The following is a 23001-nucleotide window of genomic DNA, read 5'->3' on the forward strand; positions in this document are numbered from 1 at the left end:
CGGTACCGGCTCCGCCGCGGTCGGATCTGCGGGCCTCGGGTCCGCGGCCACCGGCTCAGCCGGGGCCGGTTCGGCCGCAACGGGTTCCGCCGCCGTGGGTTCGGCGGCCGTCGGGTCCGCGAGTCCCTTGCTGCTGTTGTTGATTCCGCTCCCGCAGGCGACCGCTCCGCCCGCCCCCGTGCTGCCGCCGCTGACCGTTCCACCCGCCCCGACTCCTGTGCCGCCTGGGATGCCGCCTATTCCGCAAGGCGCGCCGACAATCTCGCCGCTCGCCGCGCCCGACCTCGCCGCATCCGCGCCCGACCTCGCCGCATCCGCGCCCGACCTCGCAACACCAGCGCCAAACCTCGCCGCACCCGCGCCGCCGCAGGCGCAACAGCTTTCGTCCCTGGCGATCCGCCCGTCCAATTCCACCGACGCCCTTCCCGCGCCGGAACTCTTGTCGGTAATCGGCGGACTGATCGTGCTCGGCTTGGCGGGCGCGGGATCCGGTGTGCTCAGCTTCCGCAGTGCGGCGGCCGCGCAGGCCAGGATCGACGCGGCGCGTGCCCAGTTCTTCCCGAGGCGGTGAGAGGACAGCCGATGAGCGAGAGCCGGACACGCAGCAGATCGCGGTCGTATCGCCGGGTCGCCGCCGCCGTCGACGCCGTGTGCGCGGTGGCCGCCGACTTCGACGCGACCACCCTCGACGACGTCGTCCTCGCCATAGCCAGCGAGCGCCGCCGCGAGATCGAGATCGCCAGTGCGCGACTGGGGCCCGGCGTCTGCGGACAGCGCCGCCACTACCCCGACCGCGACGTGATCGTGCTCGCGGAGACCCTGCCGAGCCGCGAGCACACCCTCGCCCACGAACTCGGTCACATCGTCTTCGACCACGAAGGCGCGCCCGCGCCCGAAGTGACGCTGGAGGCCAGTGACGAACTGATCGCCTACATGCTCAGCCTGCGCGCGCATCAGCGGATCGTCGACGACGGCGCCGACGAGCTCGCCGAGTGGGAGGCCGAGACGTTCGCCGCGATGCTGATGACCCGGCTGCGCGTGTTCAACAGCCGGGGCGCGGGCGTCTCGGTCCTCCGATTCGACGAGGCGCTCGGATGACCCTGTGGCTGACGGCTCTGCTGGTCTGGACGGCCGCGGGCGCGCGGGTGGGGCGCGTCCTGGTCAAGCCCGCGACCACGGCCCGGGTGGCCATCGTCGTCGCGGTGGCCGCCGTCGCGCTCGCCGCCACCGTCGCGGTGCCCGAGGTCGCCGTCGCGCTGGACAATCTCGTCCCGGGTGGTGTGCGCGCGGGCTGGTTGTCCGACGGAGTCGTCACCGGGAGCTGGATCGCTTTCACGACGGCCACCTCGGTGGTCGCCTCGGCCGCCTGGCCGGTGGTCGACCGGCGGAATCTGCGGCAGATCGCCTTGTTCGGCTATGGCGCCGGGCTGTTCGCGATAGTGCTTACGCTGGCCTGGTCGTTCACGTCCGGGTGGATGGTCGTGGCCGTCGGGTGCGCGTTCATCGTCGTCACGGGTCTACGCAATCTGGACTGGACCACGCTCGGTCGCGGCATCGCGCTCTTTACGGCGGGCACCGCGCTGGTCGCGGTGCTGGCCGTGGGCCGGATCTGGCGCGCGTTCCAGCACGCGGCCAGGGCGGCGCCCGGCGAGCCGGCCTGGGCCTGGCCGTTCTGGGAGCTCGCGAGCCTGCTCATCGCGCTGGGCGCGGTGTGGATCGTGGTGGAACTGTGGGTGCGCGCGCGGGTGCTGTTGCACCGGATCCGCGCGCTGCACGGGGTCATGGTCGGTCGCTTTCCCGAGGTGGTCGCGCACGAACAGAGCGGATTCTCCACGCAGCTCCGCGCTTCCGACCAGGTGGCGCAGATCATCGACGCGCTGTACCTGCAGTCCGGCGGCGGACTCGTGCTTGCGGAGGTGGCGCCGCCACCGGCCTCGGTCGCCGACCGGGCCGACCGGGTGGCGCGCTGGGCGCGCGACCCGGCGGGGGAGTTCGTGGTGGACGCGCGGTGGATTGCTCCGCCCGAAGGCATTAGTTCCCGGGGCTGGGTGCAGGCCGTCGCGCGGGCGTATCGTACGACCGCGTCCGCACCCGCTCGAAATTGATCGACTTCGCGCGAATGTGATCAATCCGGCGCAAAAGATGCGATCGGTCGGACTATTCGGACAGACCGGTTGGATCGGGAATCTCGTTCGGCGCGAAGGATGGCCGTCGAACGGCGCCGAATGCGCTTATGCGCACATGCCATCCGGACCGCAGCACTAACCGGCGTACGGTCGTGCCCCAATTTCTCGGGGCAGATCGCACGCAGCACGCGCGCTTACGCGCGCATAACACAGCACAGTGCGACCCGGTGGGTCGCACTGTGCTGCCGTGCAGGAGAACCTATTCGGTGCCGTCCGGAGGAATTTCGGGCAACCCTTCGCTTGCCCGCAACTTCTCCGCCATAGACGTGAGCAGGTTCTGTGATTCTTCGGACAAGTCGAACGCTCTACTCGACAGCCGCCGCAGTCCGTAGCCCTGCAGCTGGGACAGCAGCTCCAGATCGTGATCGATCTTGGCGGCATAGATGTCGTTGAAGAAGTAGTCCGGCTTGACTTTGAAGAACTTCGCCAGGGCGGCCACCGTCTCATCCGACGGGTTCGTCCGTTGTCCCGACCGCAACTGCGACAGGTACGGTTTCGAGATCGGATGTCCGGAGGCCGTCAGCGCCGCCGCAACCTCCGCGTTGGTGTGCGGCTTACGCCCCGGGGGATGCACGGTTTCGAACAGCTTGTTCAGCCGCGCCGCGAAATCAGCCATTGTGAGCCGCCCAATTCCCTTCGCTGTACTAACAGTCGTTATCTCGGATACGTATCATTGATATTAGCGGCTCAGTAACTGAAAACCTACGCCTGATTCCGGATTTCCTTGAAGCTTCTAGGTCGGAAGGCGGCGAAGGGGCTGGGACGGTCGCGTTTGCGGGTCACCCCAAGGCCTCTCGAGAAGCCGCGGTACGAACCGGTTCTGGCCCGTCGCTGCGGTCTCGTCGCAAGGGGTCTTGATAGCCGCAAGATAGCTGACATCTCATGGACTCGGCGGTACATGGGTTTGTGTGGCGTACGACACGTTTGCGCCCCTGGGGGATGAATGTTCAACAAACGCGCGCGAAATGGTTGAAGTTACAAACGTTCGATGATCGTTCCTGTCGCGAGTGCGCCACCGGCGCACATGAGCACCATTGCGGTGCTGCGATCGGAGCGCTCCAGCTCGTGCAAAGCCGTTGTGATGAGGCGTGATCCGGTGGAGCCGACCGGATGCCCGAGGGCGATGGCGCCGCCGTTGACATTAACCCGATCCATGTCCGGCTGGTGTACAGAAGCCCAGGAAAGTGCGACCGACGCGAACGCTTCATTGATCTCGAAAAGGTCGATGTCCCCGATGCTCATGCCGGACCGCTCCAGCAGCCGGGTGCACGCCTGCACCGGACCGTCGAGGTGGAACTCCGGTTCCGCCCCGACCACCGCTTGTGTGACGATCCGCGCTCGAGGCCGCAAACCGGCGCGCTGGGCGGCCTTTTCGTCCATCAGCAGCACCGCGGCGGCTCCGTCCGAGATCTGCGAGGACGACCCCGCGGTGTGCACGCCGCCTTCCAGCACCGGCTTGAGCTTCGCCAGGCCTTCGACCGTGGTCTCGCGCAGACCCTGATCCCGTGACACGTCCAATTTTTCGCCGGTGAGATTGCCTTCCTTGTCCACCGCGGGAGCGGTGACGGTGAGCACCTCGCGATCGAACCGGCCTTCCGCCCATGCCTGCCCGGCCAGGCGCTGCGAACGCGCGCCGAAGGCGTCCACGTCCGCACGAGTGATGCCGCGGCGCCTGGCGATCCGCTCGGCTGCCTCGAACTGGTTGGGCAGGTCGATACTCCACGAGGCGGGCCTGCGCGGGCCGGCGTGCTCGCCGACGTTGGCGCCCAGCGGAACCCGGCTCATCGCCTCCACGCCGCAGGCCATGCCGATGTCGATGGCGCCGGCCGCGATCAGGCCCGCGATGAGGTGGTTGGCCTGCTGCGCCGAGCCGCACTGGGTGTCGATCGTGGTGGCGCCGACCTGCCAGGGCAGGCCCGCGTGCAGCCAGGCGACGCGGGTGACGTTGTTGGACTGCTCGCCCGCCTGGGTGACGCAGCCGCCGATGACCTGTTCGACCTGCGCGGGGTCCAGGTGCGCGCGCTCGAGCAGTCCGCGCTGAGCCGCGCCGAGCAGTTCGGCCGCGTGCAGTCCGGCCAGCCAGCCGCCGCGCTTGCCGATCGGGGTCCGTGCGGCTTCGACGATCACGGGTGTGCCCATGTCCAACCTTCCTTTGGGAGAGAAAACTGAAACGCGTTCATAGCACTTGTCAGGGGCGGATCTGTCCGGTTTCTTTCCTCGTTCTCGCGCCTGTGCTTCAATGATTATAGAACGTGTTTCAGTTTGTCGAAGGAGACATCTGGTGGTAGACACTCGGAATGCCCGGCCGAATCTTCCGGACGGGTTCGACGTCACGGACCCGGACATCTATGCCGAGCGTGTTCCGGTCGAGGAGTTCGCCGAACTGCGCCGGACCGCGCCGATCTGGTGGAATCCGCAGTCGCCGGAGGTCAGCGGCTTCCACGACGACGGCTTCTGGGTGGTGAGCAAGCACGCCGACGTCAAGGAGGTCTCGCGGCGCAGCGACGTGTTCTCCAGTTACGAGAACACCGCGATCCCGCGGTTCAACGACGACATCGCCCGCGAGCAGATCGAGCTGCAGCGGATCGTCCTGCTGAACATGGACGCGCCCGAGCACACCAAGCTGCGCAAGATCATCTCCCGCGGCTTCACCCCGCGTGCCATCAACGGCCTGCGGGCGGAGCTGTCGGCCCGCGCGGAATCGATCGTGAAGGCGGCGGCCCAGTCGGGCTCCGGGGACTTCGTCACCCAGATCGCGTGCGAACTGCCGCTGCAGGCCATCGCCGAGCTGATCGGCGTCCCCCAGGAAGACCGGATGAAGGTCTTCACCTGGTCCAACGACATGACCGGCTACGACGACCCGGAGAGCACGGCCGACCCGGTCGCGGCGTCGGCGGAGATCCTCGGCTACGCCTACCAGATGGCGGCCGCGCGCAAGCAGTGCCCGGCCGACGACATCGTCACCACGCTGATCGAGGCCGATGTCGACGGTGACAAGCTCACCGAGGAGGAGTTCGGCTTCTTCGTGATCATGCTCGCGGTCGCGGGCAACGAGACCACCCGCAACGCCATCTCGCATGGCATGATCGCGTTCCTGGAGAATCCGGACCAGTGGGAGCTGTTCAAGAAGGAACGTCCCGCCACGGCCGCCGACGAGATCATCCGGTGGGCCACTCCGGTCACCTCGTTCCAGCGCACCGCGCTGGAGGACACCGAGCTCGGCGACGTGCAGATCAAAAAGGGCCAGCGGGTGGTCATGCTGTACCGCTCGGCCAACTTCGACGAGGAGGTCTTCGATCACCCGGAGAAGTTCGACATCATGCGCACGGACAACCCGCACCTGGCCTTCGGCGGCACCGGCGCGCACTTCTGCATCGGGGCGAATCTGGCCCGGCTGGAGATCGACCTGATCTTCAACGCCATCGCCGATCACCTGCCCGACATCAGCAAGGTCGCCGACGCGAAGCGGCTGCGGTCGGGCTGGCTGAACGGGATCAAGGAGTTCCCGGTCGACTACAAGACCTGCCCGGTCGCGCACTGAGACACGAAAACGGCCCTCGCACCGCAGTGCGAGGGCCCTTCGTGGGTCCGTTGTGTCAGTCGACCGGCCGCGCGGTCTTCATGGCGCGATCGACCTCCCAGAAGGCGCGCAGGGCGGCGATCTTGCCGTCGTCGTTCACCCGGTAGGTGAACACGCCGTCGGCGTCGATCCGGTGACCGCCGATGGTGCTGCGGATCGTGCCGGTGAAGGCGACTTCCTTGCCGCAGGCGAAGGAGTCGCCGAACAGGAACTCGATCAGCTCGGTCTGCGCGATCGCCTTGTCCCAGAACGCGGCGATGGCCTCCGGGCCACGGTGGCCCTTGCCCTCCGGGTCGAAGCCGGAGGGGCCGATGGGGTCCTCCACGATGCCGTCTTCGGCGAACAACGCGACCCAGGCCTGTTTGTCCCGGGCGCGCACCGCGGCCTGCGAAGCGAGGCCGGCGGCCCGGGCGGGATGCTCGGTGGTAGTGGTCATACGGCCTCCCTCGGCCAGCTGGTGGGCCTCACCGTGCGGCGAGCACGGGTTCGGCGATGTACTGCTGCGCGAATTTGCGCAGCGAGTCCTGCTTGGCGGCGAGTTCACCGTCGAAGCCGATGCCGTCGGCCAGCCAGGGCACCACGATCGCGTCGGTGACGCCCGCGTCGGCGAGGTCCTGATAGCCGGAGCGGCCGAATCTGTCGACGCACACCGCCTGGATTTCGAACGGCTCGTCGGTCCGGCCGAACTGGGCGCGCAGCGCGTCGAGCTCGCCGATGGTGCGCCGCAGTTCGTCGTAGGTCATCATGGCCGAGGTCCAGCCGTCGCCCACCCGAGCAGCGCGGCGCAGCGCCGCGTCGGTGTGCCCGCCGATGTAGAAGGGCACCGGCTCGCTCGGCGCCGGGCTGATCTGCAACGGATCGAAGTCGAAGAACTCGCCGTGGTACTCCACCATGCCACCGGCCAGCACCAGCTTGATGACCTCGATCATCTCGTCCACCCGGGCGCCGCGGCGCGCGAACGGCACGCCGCACCACTCGAATTCCTCTGGCGCCCAGCCGATCCCGACGCCGAAGCCGAAGCGGTTACCCGACAGGTTGGCCACCGAGCCGACCTGCCGGGCCAGCAGCAGCGGGTTGCGCGAACCCAGCTTCAGCACGTTCGTGTAGAAGCGGATGCGGCTGGTGACGGCGGCCATGGCCGTCGCGCCGATGAGCGGGTCGACCCAGGGGGTGTCCGGCCCCCAGAACCGGCTGCCGTCGGCGGTGTAGGGATACTTCGCGGCCGCCGACTTCATGTAGAACAGCGAGTCGGGCAGCGCGATGGACGCGAAGCCGCACTCCTCGGCAGTTTTCGCGAGCTCCGTCAGCTGGTCCAGCGGACTGAGCGCGATGCCGACGGTGAACCGCAGCGGGGTCACCGTCGCTCCGATCCGACCACCCACATGGAGAAGTACTGCGAACCGCCGCCGTACGCGTGACCCAGCGCCTTGCGCGCGCCCTCGACCTGATAGTCCCCGGCCCGCTGCATGACCTGCTTGGCGGCCTCGGCGAACCGGATGAGCCCGGAGGCGCCGATCGGGTTGGACGACAGTACGCCGCCGGACGGGTTGACCGGAAGGGTGCCGCCGATCTCGGTCTCGCCCTTGTCGGTGAGCTTCCACCCGTCGCCCTGCGGCACGAACCCGAGGTTCTCCAGCCACATCGGCTCGAACCAGGAGAACGGGACGTAGATCTCCGCCACGTCGATCTCCTCCAGCGGGTTGGTGATGCCCGCCGCCTCCCACAGCGCGGCGGCCGCGTCCCGGCCCGCCTGTGGGTTGACCTGGTCGCGTCCGGCGAAGGTGGTCGGCTCGGTGCGCATCGCGGTGCCGTGCACCCAGGCCACCTTCCGGCCGGTGGCCTCCACCGCCTCTGCGGCCTCCGCGTCGCCGAGTACGATCGCGCACGCGCCGTCGGAGGAGGGGCAGGTCTCGTCGAAGCGGATCGGGTCCCACAGCATCTGCGAGGCGAGCACCGATTCCAGCGTGATGTCGGGCTGCTTCAGGTGGGCCAGCGGGTTCTTGGCGCCGTTGCGGCGATCCTTCACCGCGACCATGGCGCCGATGTGGCCCGGCGCGTTGGAGCGCCGGATGTAGGACCGCACGTGCGGCGCGAAGTACCCGCCCGCGCCCGCGCCGACCGGCATGGTGAACGGCACCGGAATCGACAGCGCCCACATGGCGTTCGATTCCGACTGCTTCTCCCAGGCCACCGCGAGTACGCGCTTGTGCACGCCCGCCTGCACCAGGTTGGTCGCGACGATGCCGGTGGAGCCGCCGACCGAACCGGCGGTATGCACCCGCAGCAGCGGCTTGCCGGTCGCGCCGAGCGCGTCCGCCATGAACAGTTCGGGCATCATGACGCCCTCGAACCCGTCGGGCGCCTTGCCGACCACGACCGCGTCGATGTCGGCGATGGTGAGGCCGGCGTCGGCCAGGGCGCGATCGATGGCCTCGCGGCACATCCCCGACATGGAGACGTCGGTTCGTTTCGTCACGTGATGGGTTTGTCCGGTGCCGAGCACCGCGGCCGGCGAGGGCCCACCCGTCGCCCGGCCGCCACCCCTCGAGGAATCACTGCGCGATGCGGTAGTCATTTGTTCTCCAAAACGGTCACGAGGTTCTGCTGCAGCGCGGGGCCGCTGGTCGCGTGGGCCAGCGCCTTGTTCGCCGAGCCCGCGATGATCGCTTCGGCCGCGAAGCCGATGCGCTCCAGTCCCGCGGCGAACATCGGGTGGGCCGCGAGTGCGCCACCGGACGGATTCACCTTCGTGCCGTTCGTCAGCCCGATCGCCTCGGCGAGGATCAGCTGCTGATGGCTGAACGGCGCGTGCAGTTCGGCGATATCGAAGCCGCTGACGTCGCCGCCGGTGACCGCCTTGGCCGCGGCGGTCGTCGAGGGCGAGACGGTGAGGTCGCGCGCACCGAGTACGGGAGTGTCGATCCGATGCGCCATGCCGGTGATCCACGCGGGGCGCTCGCACAGTTCGCGGGCGCGATCGCCCACGGCCAGCACGATCGCGGCCGCGCCGTCGGTGATCGGCGCGATGTCGTGCGCGCGCAGCGGATCGGCGACGTACGGCTGGTCGAGCAGGCTGTCGGCGTCACCGGACTCGCCGGCTGCCACGGCCGCCATGTCGCGCTCGGTCCAGCGGCCCGCGTCGAGACCGGCGCGCGCCTGCAGGCCCGCGATGGACCAGGCGTCCGGCCACAGCGGCGCGACCACGTACGGGTCCAGCTGCATGGTGAGCACCTGGCGCAGCGTGCCCGCGGAGGACTTGCCGAAGCCGTACACCAGGGCCGTCTCGGCCTGTCCCGAGCGCAGTTTCACCCAGGCCTCGTACAGGGCCCATGCCGCGTCCATCTCAACGTGCGATTCGTTGATCGGCGGTACCGCGCCGATGGCGTCGATCGCCGAGATGAACGAGAAGGCCCGCCCGGCAAGGTAATCGGACGAACCCGAGCACCAGAAGTCGATGTCGGACTTGGTGATGCCGAGCCGGTCGTAGAGCTGCTGGAAGCAGGGCACCAGCATCTCGACACCGTTGGTGGTGCCGAAGGTCTCCGGCACGTGCGGCGCGTGGGCGAAACCCACGACCGCGATGTCGGTGGCGTTGTCAGTCAACGTGCGCCTCTCTCAGAGGTGATGGGAGTAGGTCTCGTATTCGGCGTCCGGCTCGCCGGTGGGACGGAAGTGGTCCACGTTCTCCAGGCCGTAACCCCACTCCTCGCGCGGCTTCCACACCGCCTCCACCCGCATGCCCATGCGCACCTCGCTCGCGTCGCATCCGAGCACCAGGTGCAGCACGGGGATGTCCGCGCCGTCCAGCAGCACGTAGGCCGCGACGTACGGCGGCTTGATCCGCTGCCCGAGGAACGGCACGTTGACGATGCAGAAGGTGGTGACCGTGCCGCGATCGGACAACTCGATGAATTCGTTGGTCGGCCTGCCGTCGGTCGGGTTCGCGCCGCGCGGCGGGAAGTACACCTTCCCCGCGGCGTCGGTGCGCGCGCCGATCAGCTTGCCTTCGGCGAGTCCGCGCAGGTAGACGGTTTCCTGCGGCGAGGCGGTGTGCTTGTAGGACAGATCGACCGGCGTGACGAGCATGGTGACGGGGTCGGCCGCGGTGGATTCCGCTGGTGCGGAGGACTTTTCGCCCGGCTCGAAGCAGACGATGTCGCGAATGCTGCCCTCGGTCTGCTCGGCCCAGCGGGCGGTCACCCGCAAGCCCTTCCGGATGTCCTCTGGGGCGGCGACGTCGACGGCGTGCAGCAGCGTGGTGTCCGCGCCGTCCAACCGGATCAGCGCCCAGGCGAACGGACGGTCGAACGGCTGGCCGGGCAGCGGCTCGCGCACCCAGGTCCACGATTCGACGGTGCCGGTGTCGGCGACGTCGACGAACTCGGTCAGCGGTTCGGCGGTGATCGGATCGTATTCCGGCGGCGGCACGATCACCCGGCCGTCCGAGCCGCGCGCGCCGACGATCTTGTGGTCGCGCAAGCGGGTCAGGAAGGTTCCGATGGTGGAGCCGACGGAGCGGGTGTAATCGAAACGCACCCGCAGGGGCGCGCTGAGTACCTCGGGCACGGCGTCCGTGTTCAATGCCGTGCCGCTACCACCAGCGATTGCCGTGGATGCAGTATTCCCCTGAGTCACGATATCGAGTAGAACAGGTTCTAACTCTGGTGGCAAGCAGTTGATCGGAAAGGGGTCCGGCGTGAAGTTCGGATTGCAACTCGGGTACTGGATGGCCCAGCCGCCCGCCAATGCGGGGGAGCTGGTGGTGGCGGCCGAGGAGGCCGGGTTCGACGCCGTCTTCGCCGCCGAGTCGTGGGGCTCGGACGCCTTCGGCCCGCTCACCTGGTGGGGTTCCGCCACGCGGCGGGTGCGGCTGGGCACCTCGGTGGTCCAGATGTCGGCGCGCACGCCCGCCGCGACCGCCATGCACGCTCTCACCCTCGACCATCTCAGTGGCGGCCGCGCGATCCTCGGTCTGGGCGTCTCGGGCCCGCAGGTGGTCGAGGGCTGGTACGGCCAGCCGTTCGCCAAGCCGTTGCAGCGCACCCGCGAGTACGTCGGGATCGTGCGCCAGGTGCTCGCCCGGCAGGCGCCGGTCACCAGCGACGGCCCGCACTACCCGCTGCCCTACACCGGGCCGGGCTCGATCGGGCTCGGTAAGCCGCTGAAGCCGATCGTGCATCCGCTACGTGCGGATTTGCCGATCTGGCTGGGTGCGGAGGGGCCGAAGAACGTGGCACTCACCGCCGAGATCGCCGACGGCTGGCTGGCCATCTACTACGCGCCCCGGCTGGCAGGCATGTACGACGAGTGGCTCGACGAGGGCTTCGCGCGAGCGGGCGCGCGGCGTAGTAGGGACGACTTCGAGATCGCCGCGAGTTGCCAGGTGGTGATCACCGATGACCCGGCGAGCGAGCTGGAGCGGATGCGCTGGATCATGGCGCTCTACATCGGCGGCATGGGCGCGCCGGAGCTGAACTTCCACGCCCAGGTGTACCGGCGGATGGGATACGACCGCGAGGTCGACGAGATCGGCAAGCTGTTCCAATCCGGCAAGAAGGCCGAAGCCGCCGCGGCGGTGCCGGACGAGCTCATTCTGGACACCGCGATCATCGGCGACGAGGAGCATGTGCGCAAACAGCTGCGGGTCTGGGAGGCGGCGGGCGTCACCATGATGCTGGTGTCGGTTCCCGATGTCGCGCAATTGCATCGGCTCGCACCCCTTGTCGAATAGTAGAACACGTTCTAGATTCATTGGGGTGACTGCCTCACCCGCCCCGTCGGCCCCGCCTCCGCACCATCCCCCCGGGCAGGAGCCAGTGAAAATCCTCGGTCTGTGGAACATCGCCGAAGCCGAACCCGATCGGATCGCGATGGTCGATCCCTCGGGCCGGGAGGTGACGTACCGCGAATTGGCCACGCTCGCCAATCGTTACGCCACCGGCCTGCGCGGGCTCGGCCTGAACACCGGTGACGTGCTGGTGAGCATGGTGCACAACTGCGTGGAAGCCATCGCGGCGTATTTCGCGGCCTACCAGTCCGGGTTGTACATCGTCGCGGTGAACTGGCATCTCACCGGTCCGGAGGTCGCCTACATCCTGGCCGACAGCGAAGCGAAGGCGTTCATCGCCGGCGATCGTTTCGCCGCCGCCGCCAAGGCCGCCGCCGACGAGGCCGGGTTGCCCGCGACGGCGCGCTTCGCGGTGGGTGAGATCGAAGGCTTCAAATCGGTGTCCTGGCTGGGCGCCGCGGACACCGGGCGTCCGTCCGACCGCAGCACCGGCGCGCCCATGCTCTACACGTCCGGAACCACCGGGCGGCCCAAGGGGGTGCGGCGGCCGCTCACCGGCGCGGACCCCGATGTCGTCCCGCCGCACACCACCGCGTTCTTCGGCCTGTTCGAGCTCGCACCCTACGACGACCATGTGCACATCTGCGGCTCGCCGCTGTACCACACGGCGGTGCTGAACTTCGCCACCATCTCGATCCAGCTGGGCCACAAGCTCGTTCTGATGGATCGCTGGGATCCCGAGGACATGCTGCGGCTGATCGACAAGCACCGGGTGACGCACAGTCACATGGTGCCCACCCAGTTCCATCGCCTGCTCGCACTGCCGGAAGAGGTACGCGCCAAGTACGACGTGTCCTCGCTGCGCAGCATGGTGCACGGCGCCGCGCCCTGCCCGCAGGAGACCAAGCGGCAGATGCTCGAGTGGTGGGGGCCGACGGTCACCGAGTACTACGCGGCCACCGAGGGCGGCGGCACGGTGATCAACGGCGCCGACTGGCTGCGCAAACCGGGCTCGGTCGGCAAGGCGTGGCCGTGGTCGGTGATCAAAGTGCTCAGCGAGGAAGACGGCACCGAGGTCCCGGCCGGGGAGACCGGTCTGGTGTACATGCGCATGGGCGCTTCGAGTTTCGAATACCACCACGACAAGGCCAAGACCGAGGACTCGCGCGTCGGTGACCTGTTCACCGTCGGCGACATCGGCCACCTCGACGAGGACGGCTACCTCTACCTGCACGATCGTCGTTCGGATCTGATCCTGTCCGGCGGTGTGAACATCTACCCGGCCGAGGTCGAGAACGTCCTGATCACCCACCCGAAGGTCGCCGACGTGGCGGTCTTCGGCGTCCCGCATCCGGATTGGGGCCAGGAAGTGAAGGCCGTCGTGCAGCCCGCCGACGGAACCGACGGCGACGACGCGCTCACCGAGGAACTGCTCGCTTTCGCCGCTACCCAATTGGCGAAGTACAAGATGCCCAAGTCGATCGACTATCTACCCGAACTGCCGCGCGATCCCAACGGCAAGCTCTACAAGCGCAAGCTGCGGGAACGGTACATTCCCGCCTCCTGAGACTCGGCCCCGGACGGACGGCTGTCGGGCAGCGTCCGGCAGACGGTAGGCGCGCCGCGTAGCCGGGCCGCTGGGGCTGTGACCCGGCCACGCGACGACGCCGAAAGCGAATGCGCCCTTCACGATTCCCGTGAAGGGCGCATTCGCGTCCCCGCGAGATCGGACTCTGGGGGCTTACGTCGTCTCGATTCCGCTCCGGCTCACTCGTCCGGTGTGTACTCGGCGTACCGCCCCGACGTGGGGAAGGTGGCTAGGGCCAACTCCCGTGCAGCTTGGATCAATGCGGCTATGGCCCGGTGCTCGGGACCGAGGTACCGGCCCGCTTCCTCTGTGATCTGTTGGAGCTGGTCTCGTAGCCGCACCGAGGTTTCCTTGTCGAGTGCGCCGGGGGGTTCCGTGGTAGACATACCGCTCCTCTGGTCAGAACCGGTGAGGGCACTTGGAGGTCGGGACCTCCACCGCGCCGGAGGCGTTGTTGTAGGTGAACTGGTGCCCCTGAATCTTGCCGCGTATACCGACGCTGACACGCCACTTCCCGGCGTAGCACGCAGCCGACACCGCGTAGGAGTGTCCACCGCCCCGGAACGGTGGGGGGATGGTCGAATCGGTTCGGGTAGAGACAACCTCCCACCGACCGACCTCCTCGTGCTGCAACGCCAAGACGATTATGTGTTCGTCCGGCGGGACATCACACGCGGCAATGCCGTCGCCCGTGATCTGGGGCGGTAGCACTGTCGGCACCGAGTGCGTGAACTCGAAATCGCAACTGCGGGCGGCGTGGGCCGTGCCGGTAGCCGCTGGACTCATGCCGATCAGCACAGCCGCAGCGATCAGCCCAGTAATGGTTTTCAACGGTTATCCCCCGATTTCGATGTCAGACCGGACCTAACTCGCTCCAGAAGATCGGGCGTTGGAGGTTCCCACTCGTCAAAGCTGGAGAGAAGAAACAGACCCGATCTCGTACCGGGATCACGTTCCGGAAGACCCTCGCCGGTCATCTAGATACCGCCTTGCTGACGCGTATCTTCGCGTTCGATCCGGTCCCGCCCCTGTTTCGGTATCCGCTGAGGCCAGAACACTACCGCGAAGAACGCGACCAGCGGGACAGCGAAGGCTATGAACAACCCCATCACGCGGGCTCCGTCTCGTCGTCCGCCGAACCGAGTCGTTCCGCTTCACCAGGGCCGAACGCCCGAGCATCGTTACACGACTGCCGGCTGTGGTGGAACTCGACATACACGCCCGGCTCTGCCTCGCCGGTGTCACCCCACCGTTCGAACACGCCACCAGGAAACGGGTAAAGCTTTGTGCGCCTGCGTTGCTGGTCTCCGTCTGTGGTCATCTCAACCCCCTGTAGTAGGCAAGTGGTAGGCACCCCGTGACCGGTTCGCGGCACATGTCACGGGGGCCGACCCCGACGGTACGAATCGTCTACCGCGCCGGTCCACGATCGTGCTCAATCGTGCACGAGTCAAAGATTTCCAGTGCTTACCTGGTATCACTGAGCCACAATCGGTTCTGTACGTGCAATCTCGTGCACGACATGATTCGGAGGTACACAGATGCCGTTACGTTTCCTTGGCAAAGGCGGAAGCACCAACAACGGGTGCCCTACTTTGCTGGCGAATGATCCCGGCGGGTACGTCGTCCAAGCATGGAAAACGGACCGGGCCGATACAGTCGAGTTGCCACAGCTGCTACTCGGGTTCTTGGAACCGGACACGTTCATCGGTGCGACGTTGACCGACACCGGCCGGGGAACATTCCGGCTCACCGGTCGGCCGGTCACTGAACCGGAACTACTCGCCCAGCTCGACATCGCGGACGACGAAACCGCTATAGAGGTTCCGAAGCTAGAAAGGACATTCTACGGTGCTGCTAGTGCCCGATGAAGGGTTTCCAGACCTACTCCGGACCTGCAAGCGGGAAGCGTTTCATCTCGAAGTGCTCGACACCTACGCCGAACCGAACGAGCATGAACCGTTCCGGCGATTCCTGGCAGACGAGCCGGATGACTACGCATGGTTCCAGCCGTGGACCGAGCTGATACAGGAGACGACCAGCCGGGGTGTAGCGGTCACACGGGTACGAATCGTCACCGAACCGCACACCGACTACACCCGGTTCGCGCTTGCCGTGGCAGCGCTCAATGTACGGGCAGGCGAAGACATTCGATATCTTCCCCGGCATCATGCCGGGGAAGTCCCTTCGGATGACTACTGGCTACTTGATGACGAAACAGTGGTCTTCTCAGCGTTCGGGGAGTCCGGAGGTTGGTCCGGTGCGGCAACTACCGACCCGCACATTGCCGCGTACTGTCGCGGGCTCCGAGCCCGGTTCTGGCCTCTTGCCACTCCGTTTCCGGAGTACGTCACACGGTGACCGGTTCAGTTGACCAGCAGCGCGAGTATCTCGGGGCGCAACTCCGAGGTATTCGCGTTGCCGCCGGGTTGTCCGGTGCGGAGTTGGCACGCCGTAGCGGATGGGACCCAAGCAAGGTCTCAAAGATCGAATACGGCCGGATACGCCCGTCTCCAGAGGACATCTCGGTGTACTGCCGACACTGCGACGCGGGTGACCAACTAGCAGACCTCCACGCGGCGCGGCAGAGCATCGATACCGCGTACCTCGAGTGGCGGAAGATTCTCGGTACCGGAACCAAGCGCAGACAGCAAGCGTCGATCAAGTGGGAATCAGAAGCTCGGATCATCCGATCGTTTGAACCGGTCTTGGTTCCTGGTCTTCTACAGACCGCCGACTACGCGGCGGGCATCCTGCGGAAGGTGATCGAGTTCCAGCAGATTCCGAACGATCTGGACGCGGGTGTATCCAAGCGGATGCAGCGGCAACAAGTCTTGTATCAGCGGGATCACTTGTTCCACTTCGTCCTTGGTGAACAATCGTTGTATACCACCGTTGGCGACGCTCAGACGATGGTCGGCCAGCTCGACCGGCTCTTAGCTGTCCAAGGTATGCCACGTGTGACGCTCGGAATCGTGCCGATGCTGGCACCGTTCGAGACGGCTACCACGTCGTTTCTGATGTTCGATTCGAGCCGTGTCGTGGTCGAAAACATAACAGCAGAGCTGTCGATCACTCAGCCGCGAGAGATAGCGGTGTATCACCGGACGTTCGATGTCCTGGCCGGTCAGTCCGTGACCGGCGAAGCAGCACGGGAGCTGATCCGCAAGGCGCTGGACGCCCGTACGCCCCGACCGTGACCGTGCAGGGGGTATTCGCTGGTCAGCGGTTCGGGAACCTTCTCCGCAAACTCCACGGTGACCGGAGCATGGTCAGACCAACGCTCGGCGTACGTCGCTCCACGCTGCAACGCAATGCTTTGCACCGGCCGATGTTGGCGGAGGGGCTGGTTTGTCACCGGGAATAGCAGCGATCGGCGGACGCGAAGGTTCCTAGGCCGCGGAGGGCGCATTCATGCGTTCCGGATCAAACCTTTTCGCGCAGTTCGGGTTCCAGGCCGAAGAGCGGGAACAGCTTCTCGGTGTCCAGGAAGAAGTTCAGCCCGGCGATGGTGTCGCCGTCGAGTTCCAGCACCGTGATCGACCACGGCACCCACACGCCCGGCTCCGGGCCGGGCTTGTAGTGGCCGAAAGCGGGCAGGCCGTTGGCGCCTTCCAGCGGGAGCAGACGCGAATCGCGGCAAGCGCTTCCGTGGCCGAGCATGAACGCGGCCACGTTCTCCGGGCCGGAGATCCACAGCTCGATCGGCGGCATGGACAGCGCCACATCCGCTTTCAGCAGCGAGGTGAGCGTGTCCATGTCGTAGGCCTCGAACGCTTTGACGAAACCGTCGACCAGTTTGCGCTGGTCCTCGTCGGTCTCGTCGTAGGTGTCGGTGGCCGCGGGCTGGACCTTGGACATGGTGGCGCGCGCTCGTTGCAGCGCGCTGTTGACCGACGCGGGCGACATGGTGAGCGCCTCGGCGGTCTCGTTGGCGGAGAAGCGCAGGACCTCGCGCATGATCAGGATCGCGCGCTGCGTGGCGGGCAGATGCTGGCAGGCCGCGACGAAGGCCAATCGCAACGTGTCCTTCGCGCTGGCGTGGTCGGCCGGATCGGCGCCGAAGGCCAGCGCGTTCGGGATGGGCTCGATCCAGACGTAGTCCGGCTGGGGCGCGGGCAACGGCGAATCCGGCCGCGACGGACCGGACAGGTCCATCGGCCGAGCCCGCCGCTGCGGGCCGTCGAGCATGTCCAGGCAGACGTTCGTGGTGATCTTGTACAGCCAGGAGCGGAGGCTGGCGCGGCCCTCGAACGAGTCGTAGGACTTCCACGCCCGGGTCAGCGTCTCCTGGACCGCGTCCTCCGCTTCGAAGGACGAGCCGAGCATGCGGTAGGCGTACGCGCACAGCTCCCTGCGATGGGTCTCGAATGCGGCGAGCAGATCGGGAGCGAGGCCGGCGGGGGAGGCTGGCGAGTCGTTCATGGGTGTCACCCTGCCACAGGGCACCGACACAAAACAGGCCATCGAACTCGAGAACGTCGCTGTTCAAGATCAATAAACCTGCCCATGCTGTGGGATGCGCCACCGAGTCATCCGCGATGAGTTCGCCGGGCCCGGCCCGTCCTATCCAGTGACACGAACGGACTTGCTCGAGAGGAAGAGGCCATGAGCAGCAAGATGATCTTCATCAATCTCCCGGTCACCGACCTGCACCGGTCGACAGCGTTCTACGAGGCGCTGGGCTGGAAGGTCAACCAGGAGTTCACCGATGACAACGCGGCCTGCATCGTGATCGATGACAACATCTGCCTGATGCTGCTCACCGAGGATTTCTTCACCACCTTCAGCAAGCGGCCGGTGGCCGACACCAAGGCGGCGATCGGCGCCGCGTACGCGCTGGCCCTCGGCAGCGCCGCGGAGGTCGACAACCTGACCGAGGCCGCGCTGGCCGCGGGCGCGACCGAAGAGGTGAACGAGGACAAGCGGGCGCAAGAGGCGCAGGTCGGCATGCACGGCCGCACCTTCATCGACCCGGACGGCCACCAGTGGGAGCCGTTCTGGATGGATTACCCGGGCGCGAGCTGAGCCCGGCGAGGGGTCGCCCCCGATGCGCGTGCACTGGTCGCGCATCGGGGGCGTTGGGCTCTCGTCGTCAGTTTCCGGTGAAAGAGGGCTTACGCTTTTCCGTGAACGCCCGAGGCCCTTCCTTGGCATCCGCCGAGCGGAAGACCGCCATGCCGAGCTTGGCGTCGATCTGGAAGGCGTCCTCCTCCGGCATGGCCTCGGTCTCCCGGATGGTGCGCAGGATGGCCTGCACGGCGAGCGGGCCGTTGGCGGCGATCTGCGCCGCGATCTCCAGCGCTTTGTCCAGCGCGGTGCCGTCCGGGACCACGTGCCCGATCAGGCCGATATCCTTGGCCTCGGCCGCGCTGAGGTGCCTGCCGGTGAGCAGGATCTCGGCGGCGACGGTGTAAGGGATCTGGCGGACCAACCGCACCGCCGAGCCGCCCAGCGGGAACAGCCCCCAGCGCGCTTCGGAGACACCGAATTTCGCGCTCTCCCCGGCCACGCGGATATCTGTGCCCTGCAGGATCTCGGTGCCGCCCGCGATGGCCGGGCCCTCGACCGCCGCGATCAGCGGCTTGGTCAGCCTGCGGCCCTTGAGCAGCGCCTCCAGCTTGGCCGGATTCCAGCCGCCGCCCTCGATGGTGTCGCCGGGGTGCTCGGAGGTCATGCCCTTGAGATCGGCGCCCGCGCAGAACGCGCCGCCCGCGCCGGTCAGGATGGCGACCCGGATATCCGGATCCTCGTCCACCTGATTCCAGGCGTCCTTCATGATCGCCATCATCTCGCCCGACAGCGCGTTGCGCGCCTCGGGCCGGTTCATGGTGACGATGAGGACGTGGTCGCGCTTCTCGACGAGGCAGTGCGGCATCGCTGATTCTCCTGACTTTCGAGCCTTGTCAGAAACAGTAACACGTTCTATTTTTAAGGCTGTGAGCTACAACATAGCGGACCTTGTCGAACATGCCATCGACCTGATGCCCGACCGCGTCGCGCTGGCCGACGACGGCCGCGAGGTCACCTACGCCCAGTTGGAGGAGCGGGCCAATAAACTCGCTCACTACCTGCAAGAACAGGGAGTCCAGCCGGGCGACAAGGTGGGTATCTACTCACGTAACACGATCGAGGCCGTCGAGGCCATGGTCGCGATCTTCAAGGCGCGGGCCGTGATGATCAACGTGAACTTCCGATATGTCGAGAACGAGTTGCAGTACATCTTCGACAACTCGGACATGGTCGCGCTGATCCACGAGCGGCGCTACAGCGACCGGGTCGCTGCCGTTCGTCCCAGCACCCCGCAGCTGCGCGCCGTCGTCGTCGTGGACGACGATACGACCGGCACGATTCCCACCGCAGTGGATTCGGTGGAATACGAGGCGGTGATCGCGCAGTCCTCGGGCGAGCGCGACTTCGGCGAACGCTCACCCGACGACCTGTACATGGTCTACACCGGCGGCACCACCGGCATGCCCAAAGGGGTGATGTGGCGTCAGGAGGACGTCTGGCGCGTGCTCGGCGCGGGCATCAACTTCATCACCGGCGAATACGTCCAGGACGAGTGGGAATTGGCGAAGGTCGGCGCGGGCAGCCCGGCGATGGTGCGGTTCCCGATCCCGCCGATGATCCACGGCGGGGCGCAGTGGGCCACGTTCCACAGCCTGTTCGGCGGCGGCAAGGCCGTGATGCTCCCGGAGTTCTCCGGGCACGGGGTGTGGCAGGCCATCGACAAGCACAAGATCAATCTGATCTTCATCACCGGGGACGCGATGGCACGCCCGATGCTCGACGCGCTCATCGAGGGCAACCCGGAAACCGGTCAGCCCTATGACCTTTCCAGCCTGTACGTGATGGCCAGCAGCGCGGCGCTGTTCTCGCCCGCGCTCAAGGACCAGTTCCTGGAACTGCTGCCCAACCGGATGATCTCCGATTCGATCGGCTCCTCGGAGACCGGCTTCGGCGGTATCGCCATCGTGGCCAAGGGCGCGACGCACACCGGAGGGCCGCGGGTGAAGATCGACGCTTCCACCGATGTGCTCGACGAGAACGGCAATCCGGTGCAGCCCGGCTCCGGCGAGGTCGGCATTCTGGCCCGCCGCGGGCACATCCCGCTCGGCTACTACAAGGACGAAGCGAAGACCGCCGCGACCTTCAAGGAGTTCAACGGGATTCGCTACGCCATCCCCGGCGACTTCGCTCGCGTGGAGGAGGATGGCACGGTCACCATGCTCGGCCGTGGATCGGTGAGCATCAACAGCGGCGGCGAGAAGATCTACCCCGAGGAGGTCGAGGGCGCGCTCAAGACGCACCCCGAGATCTTCGACGCGCTGGTGGTCGGCATCGAGGACGAGCGCTGGGGCCAGCGGGTGGTCGCGGTCGTGCAATGCCGCGGCGAGTCCCGGCCCACCCTGGAGGAGTTGCGCCCCATGCTCACCCAGGAGATCGCCTCGTACAAACACCCGCGCAGCTTGTGGTTCGTCGACGAGATCAAGCGCTCGCCTGCGGGCAAGCCCGACTACCGCTGGGCCAAGGAACAAACCCGGTCCCGCCCCGCCGACGACAACGCGGTGGCGAGCGCGAAGTAGGAGTTCGCCGTCATGGTCGGCCACCGCACCTCAGCGAGTGGCCGGGCCGTGACGGCGCCCCTCCGGACCTCAGCGCCGCCGATCGGTCTGCCGTGGATGGCCTCGACGCAGCTTCATTCCGCTGTGCCGGGCCGGGAGACCTCGGTGAATTCCGCCGGGTCGAATGGTCCGGTCAGTCGTCGTGCGAGTTCGGCACGAAACCTGGCCGCAGCGTCGGCCGGGTTTCGTCAGGGCTCGCGGACGTCAGCGGTTGGCGAGTTCGGCCAGCTGGTACGCGAGGCGGTGTCGGAAGGCGGGGATGCAGGCCAGGGTGGTGAGGATCAGGTTGCGCGCGGTGCGGGCGGGGCGCCGGTGCAGGGTCGCCATCTTGGTCATGCGGTCGGTGAACGAGACGACGCCGAGGGCGACCGGGCGGCGGGTGGCTCCGTATTCATCGAGCAGGGTGTCCGGCTCGCCCGCGAGTACGCGGGCCAGCAGGGGGCCGAGCGTGGCGGCGTCCTGGATGCCGGTGTTCATACCTTGGCCGCCCGCCGGGCTGTGCACGTGGGCGGCGTCGCCGGCGAGCAGGATGCGGCCGTTGCGGTACTGGTCGGCGACGCGGTGGTGCACGCGGAAGCGTGAGCTCCACAGCACCTCGTGAACCCGCACCGCGCCGCCGGGGCCGCGGGCGTCCAGGAGGGCCTGGATGTCCGCTGTGGTCGAGCGCTCGGGCGCGGTTTCCAAGGTGGCGACCACGCGGAAGCGGTTCGGCTCGGCCTCGTCGGGCAGCGGCGCGACCACGGTGACGCCCTCCGGTGAAAGGTGCAGGGCCACCTCGTCGCGGGCGATCGGCCAGTCCATCCGCACGTCGGCGAGGACGAAGGATTCCGGATACGACGCGCCGGTGAACCCGATGCCTGCCTGTTCGCGCACGATGCTGTGCATGCCGTCGGTTCCGATGACGTAGTCGGCGCGGATGCTGCCGAGGGCGCCCGCGGCATCGGTGTAGTCGACCGTTACGCCGTCGCTTTCCTCGACGACCCGGCTGACCTGGTAGGGCCGCTGCACCTCGCCGCCCGCCTTCCGCAGCCGCTTCAGCAGAACCGCCTCGGTGGTGTCCTGCGGCGTCATCAGGGTGTACGGGTAACGCGTCGGGAGACCGTCGAAGTCGATGGTGGCCAGGGTCTTCCCGCCGTCGTGGACGGTGAATCGCGCGACGATATCGCCTGTCGCGACCAACTCCTCGGCGATGCCGAGCTGCTCGAGCACCTCGAGCGTCCTGGCATGCACGACTGCGGCGCGTGAGGTGTTCGCTCCCTCGTCCAGCTTGTCGAGCAGGACGAAATCGACGCCCGCGTCGGCCAGTGTGATCGCGGCGGTCAGCCCGGCGGGACCCGCGCCGACGATCACGACGGAGGTGGTCGCGGGCAGCGGGTTCGGGGTGGCGTTCATTGGAACTCCTCAGGTCAACGTTTGTAGGCCAACGTTTGTTGGCATAACCGTAGCGCTGGCCGGGCTAGGAAGTCAACAGTTGTTGGCCTACACTTGTTGGCATGACCGTAGAGCCTGATCGAGCGCCCGCCCGCCGCTCGGACGCGACGCGTGCGGCGATCCTTGAAGCGGCCCGCGCGCGGTTCGCCGCGGAAGGTTTTCGCAAGGCGACCATCCGCGCCATCGCGGCGGACGCGGACATCGACCCGTCCATGGTCATGCGATATTTCGGGAGCAAAGACGGCCTCTTCGCGGCCGCGGTCGACGTCCGGCTCGATCTTCCGGACCTCGGCTCCGCGGATCCCGCCACCTTGGGCGAGCAGCTGGTAGGTCGCTTCTTCGAGATCTGGGAGGAGCAGCCGAACAAAGAGGTGCTGCTGACGCTGCTGCGCTCATCGATTACCGACGAGGCGGTCGCCGAACGTGTCCGCGACATCTTCGCCGAGCAGATATTTCCCGCGGTCCTGCGCTTCGGCGACCCCGCCGACGCCGCACGCAGGGGCGGCCTGATCGTCACGCAGATGCTCGGCCTCGCCCTGTGCCGGTATGTCTTGTGCCTGCCCCCGGTCGTCGCGCTGACCCGCGCCCAGATCATGGCGGAGGTAGGCCCCACCCTCCAGCGCTACTTGACGTCGAGCCCCCCAGAGGAACTCGATGTCGTGGCGTGGCCGACTCGGAGTTCTGGGTAGATCAGGGCGACCGTCGGAAAGAGAGCGCTTCTCGCTGCTGTTTGCGGCGATAGCGCTGGTAGGCCTGAAAAACGGATTCGGCCCACACGACATGTCGTCGTGCGGGCCGAA

The 23001-nt window shown here is 67.1% G+C and carries 21 protein-coding genes and 1 pseudogene; 11 read left to right on the top strand and 11 right to left on the bottom strand.

Annotation, left to right across the window (positions count from 1 at the left end; all coding sequences use genetic code 11):
- The 3 genes and pseudogenes from NNI01S_RS23545 to NNI01S_RS23555 form a co-directional block, all read left to right on the top strand.
- A pseudogene (locus NNI01S_RS23545) lies at positions 1-571 on the top strand (hypothetical protein); the annotation flags it as partial.
- A gap of 11 nt (positions 572-582) precedes the next feature.
- Positions 583-1098 (top strand): ImmA/IrrE family metallo-endopeptidase, encoded by a 516-nt coding sequence (locus NNI01S_RS23550; protein ID WP_063022348.1) that lies wholly within the window; start codon positions 583-585, stop codon positions 1096-1098.
- The gene (locus NNI01S_RS23555) at positions 1095-2105 is read left to right on the top strand and encodes a hypothetical protein (protein ID WP_063022317.1); all 1011 of its coding nucleotides are present in this window, start codon (positions 1095-1097) and stop codon (positions 2103-2105) included. The genes NNI01S_RS23550 and NNI01S_RS23555 overlap by 4 nt, the downstream gene beginning before the upstream one ends.
- Before the next feature lie 280 nt (positions 2106-2385).
- Here the strand turns inward: NNI01S_RS23555 and NNI01S_RS23560 are convergent, their stop codons facing one another.
- Both NNI01S_RS23560 and NNI01S_RS23565 read right to left on the bottom strand, forming a co-directional pair.
- Positions 2386-2802: a helix-turn-helix domain-containing protein gene (locus tag NNI01S_RS23560; RefSeq protein ID WP_011207048.1), complete on the bottom strand. Its 417-nt coding sequence runs from the start codon at positions 2800-2802 to the stop codon at positions 2386-2388.
- A 359-nt stretch (positions 2803-3161) separates the two neighbouring features.
- Positions 3162-4325 carry a steroid 3-ketoacyl-CoA thiolase gene (locus tag NNI01S_RS23565; protein WP_063022318.1) on the bottom strand — a complete coding sequence of 388 codons (1164 nt, stop codon included), beginning with the start codon at positions 4323-4325 and terminating at the stop codon, positions 3162-3164.
- 100 nt (positions 4326-4425) lie between these two features.
- Between NNI01S_RS23565 and NNI01S_RS23570 the strand changes: the two genes are divergently transcribed.
- Entirely contained in the window at positions 4426-5727 is a 1302-nt protein-coding gene (locus NNI01S_RS23570) for a cytochrome P450 (RefSeq protein ID WP_063022319.1), read from the top strand.
- A 55-nt stretch (positions 5728-5782) separates the two neighbouring features.
- Here NNI01S_RS23570 and NNI01S_RS23575 read toward each other — a convergent pair whose 3' ends face one another.
- Genes NNI01S_RS23575 through NNI01S_RS23595 form a run of 5 tightly spaced genes read right to left on the bottom strand, consistent with a single transcriptional unit; the run spans position 5783 to position 10347 of the window.
- Complete coding sequence (locus tag NNI01S_RS23575; protein WP_063022320.1) at positions 5783-6202, bottom strand: nuclear transport factor 2 family protein; 420 nt, start codon at positions 6200-6202, stop codon at positions 5783-5785.
- Between the two features lie 28 nt (positions 6203-6230).
- On the bottom strand, positions 6231-7115 hold the full coding sequence (locus tag NNI01S_RS23580; protein WP_063022349.1) for a TIGR03619 family F420-dependent LLM class oxidoreductase: 885 nt from the start codon (positions 7113-7115) through the stop codon (positions 6231-6233).
- Between the two features lie 5 nt (positions 7116-7120).
- Positions 7121-8341 carry a thiolase family protein gene (locus NNI01S_RS23585; protein WP_245676344.1) on the bottom strand — a complete coding sequence of 407 codons (1221 nt, stop codon included), beginning with the start codon at positions 8339-8341 and terminating at the stop codon, positions 7121-7123.
- Positions 8338-9369, bottom strand: a complete 1032-nt coding sequence (locus NNI01S_RS23590) for a thiolase family protein (protein ID WP_063022322.1) — start codon at positions 9367-9369, stop codon at positions 8338-8340. The genes NNI01S_RS23585 and NNI01S_RS23590 overlap by 4 nt, the downstream gene beginning before the upstream one ends.
- 12 nt (positions 9370-9381) lie before the next feature.
- Positions 9382-10347: a Zn-ribbon domain-containing OB-fold protein gene (locus NNI01S_RS23595; RefSeq protein ID WP_063022323.1), complete on the bottom strand. Its 966-nt coding sequence runs from the start codon at positions 10345-10347 to the stop codon at positions 9382-9384.
- A gap of 115 nt (positions 10348-10462) precedes the next feature.
- On the opposite strand from NNI01S_RS23595, the gene NNI01S_RS23600 reads away from it, so the two are divergent.
- Both NNI01S_RS23600 and NNI01S_RS23605 read left to right on the top strand, forming a co-directional pair.
- Positions 10463-11497 carry an LLM class F420-dependent oxidoreductase gene (locus tag NNI01S_RS23600; RefSeq protein WP_063022324.1) on the top strand — a complete coding sequence of 345 codons (1035 nt, stop codon included), beginning with the start codon at positions 10463-10465 and terminating at the stop codon, positions 11495-11497.
- A gap of 85 nt (positions 11498-11582) precedes the next feature.
- Positions 11583-13121, top strand: a complete 1539-nt coding sequence (locus NNI01S_RS23605) for an acyl-CoA synthetase (RefSeq protein WP_063022325.1) — start codon at positions 11583-11585, stop codon at positions 13119-13121.
- Positions 13122-13321: 200 nt separating this feature from the next.
- Here NNI01S_RS23605 and NNI01S_RS23610 read toward each other — a convergent pair whose 3' ends face one another.
- Positions 13322-13528: a hypothetical protein gene (locus NNI01S_RS23610; RefSeq protein ID WP_063022326.1), complete on the bottom strand. Its 207-nt coding sequence runs from the start codon at positions 13526-13528 to the stop codon at positions 13322-13324.
- A 1474-nt stretch (positions 13529-15002) separates the two neighbouring features.
- Here NNI01S_RS23610 and NNI01S_RS33785 point away from each other — a divergent pair.
- Together NNI01S_RS33785 and NNI01S_RS23625 are read left to right on the top strand one after the other, a co-directional pair.
- Positions 15003-15503, top strand: a complete 501-nt coding sequence (locus tag NNI01S_RS33785; RefSeq protein ID WP_245676345.1) for a DUF6879 family protein — start codon at positions 15003-15005, stop codon at positions 15501-15503.
- Positions 15500-16342, top strand: a complete 843-nt coding sequence (locus NNI01S_RS23625; RefSeq protein ID WP_063022329.1) for a helix-turn-helix domain-containing protein — start codon at positions 15500-15502, stop codon at positions 16340-16342. The genes NNI01S_RS33785 and NNI01S_RS23625 overlap by 4 nt, the downstream gene beginning before the upstream one ends.
- A 226-nt stretch (positions 16343-16568) precedes the next feature.
- On the opposite strand, the gene NNI01S_RS23630 is transcribed toward NNI01S_RS23625, so the two are convergent.
- Positions 16569-17567 (bottom strand): sigma-70 family RNA polymerase sigma factor, encoded by a 999-nt coding sequence (locus tag NNI01S_RS23630; protein ID WP_063022330.1) that lies wholly within the window; start codon positions 17565-17567, stop codon positions 16569-16571.
- Between the two features lie 183 nt (positions 17568-17750).
- On the opposite strand from NNI01S_RS23630, the gene NNI01S_RS23635 reads away from it, so the two are divergent.
- Positions 17751-18170, top strand: a complete 420-nt coding sequence (locus tag NNI01S_RS23635) for a VOC family protein (protein ID WP_063022331.1) — start codon at positions 17751-17753, stop codon at positions 18168-18170.
- A gap of 67 nt (positions 18171-18237) precedes the next feature.
- On the opposite strand, the gene NNI01S_RS23640 is transcribed toward NNI01S_RS23635, so the two are convergent.
- Entirely contained in the window at positions 18238-19020 is a 783-nt protein-coding gene (locus NNI01S_RS23640) for a crotonase/enoyl-CoA hydratase family protein (protein WP_063022332.1), read from the bottom strand.
- 61 nt (positions 19021-19081) lie between these two features.
- Here NNI01S_RS23640 and NNI01S_RS23645 point away from each other — a divergent pair, with 61 nt between their 5' ends.
- Positions 19082-20731, top strand: a complete 1650-nt coding sequence (locus NNI01S_RS23645) for an acyl-CoA synthetase (RefSeq protein ID WP_063022333.1) — start codon at positions 19082-19084, stop codon at positions 20729-20731.
- A gap of 243 nt (positions 20732-20974) precedes the next feature.
- On the opposite strand, the gene NNI01S_RS23650 is transcribed toward NNI01S_RS23645, so the two are convergent.
- The gene (locus NNI01S_RS23650) at positions 20975-22162 is read right to left on the bottom strand and encodes an FAD-dependent monooxygenase (RefSeq protein ID WP_063022334.1); all 1188 of its coding nucleotides are present in this window, start codon (positions 22160-22162) and stop codon (positions 20975-20977) included.
- A 101-nt stretch (positions 22163-22263) separates the two neighbouring features.
- Here NNI01S_RS23650 and NNI01S_RS23655 point away from each other — a divergent pair, with 101 nt between their 5' ends.
- The gene (locus NNI01S_RS23655; protein ID WP_063022335.1) at positions 22264-22890 is read left to right on the top strand and encodes a TetR/AcrR family transcriptional regulator; all 627 of its coding nucleotides are present in this window, start codon (positions 22264-22266) and stop codon (positions 22888-22890) included.
- The last annotated feature ends 111 nt before the right edge of the window (positions 22891-23001 follow it).

Source organism: Nocardia niwae NBRC 108934 = DSM 45340 (assembly GCF_001613465.1).
Lineage (GTDB): Bacteria > Actinomycetota > Actinomycetes > Mycobacteriales > Mycobacteriaceae > Nocardia > Nocardia niwae.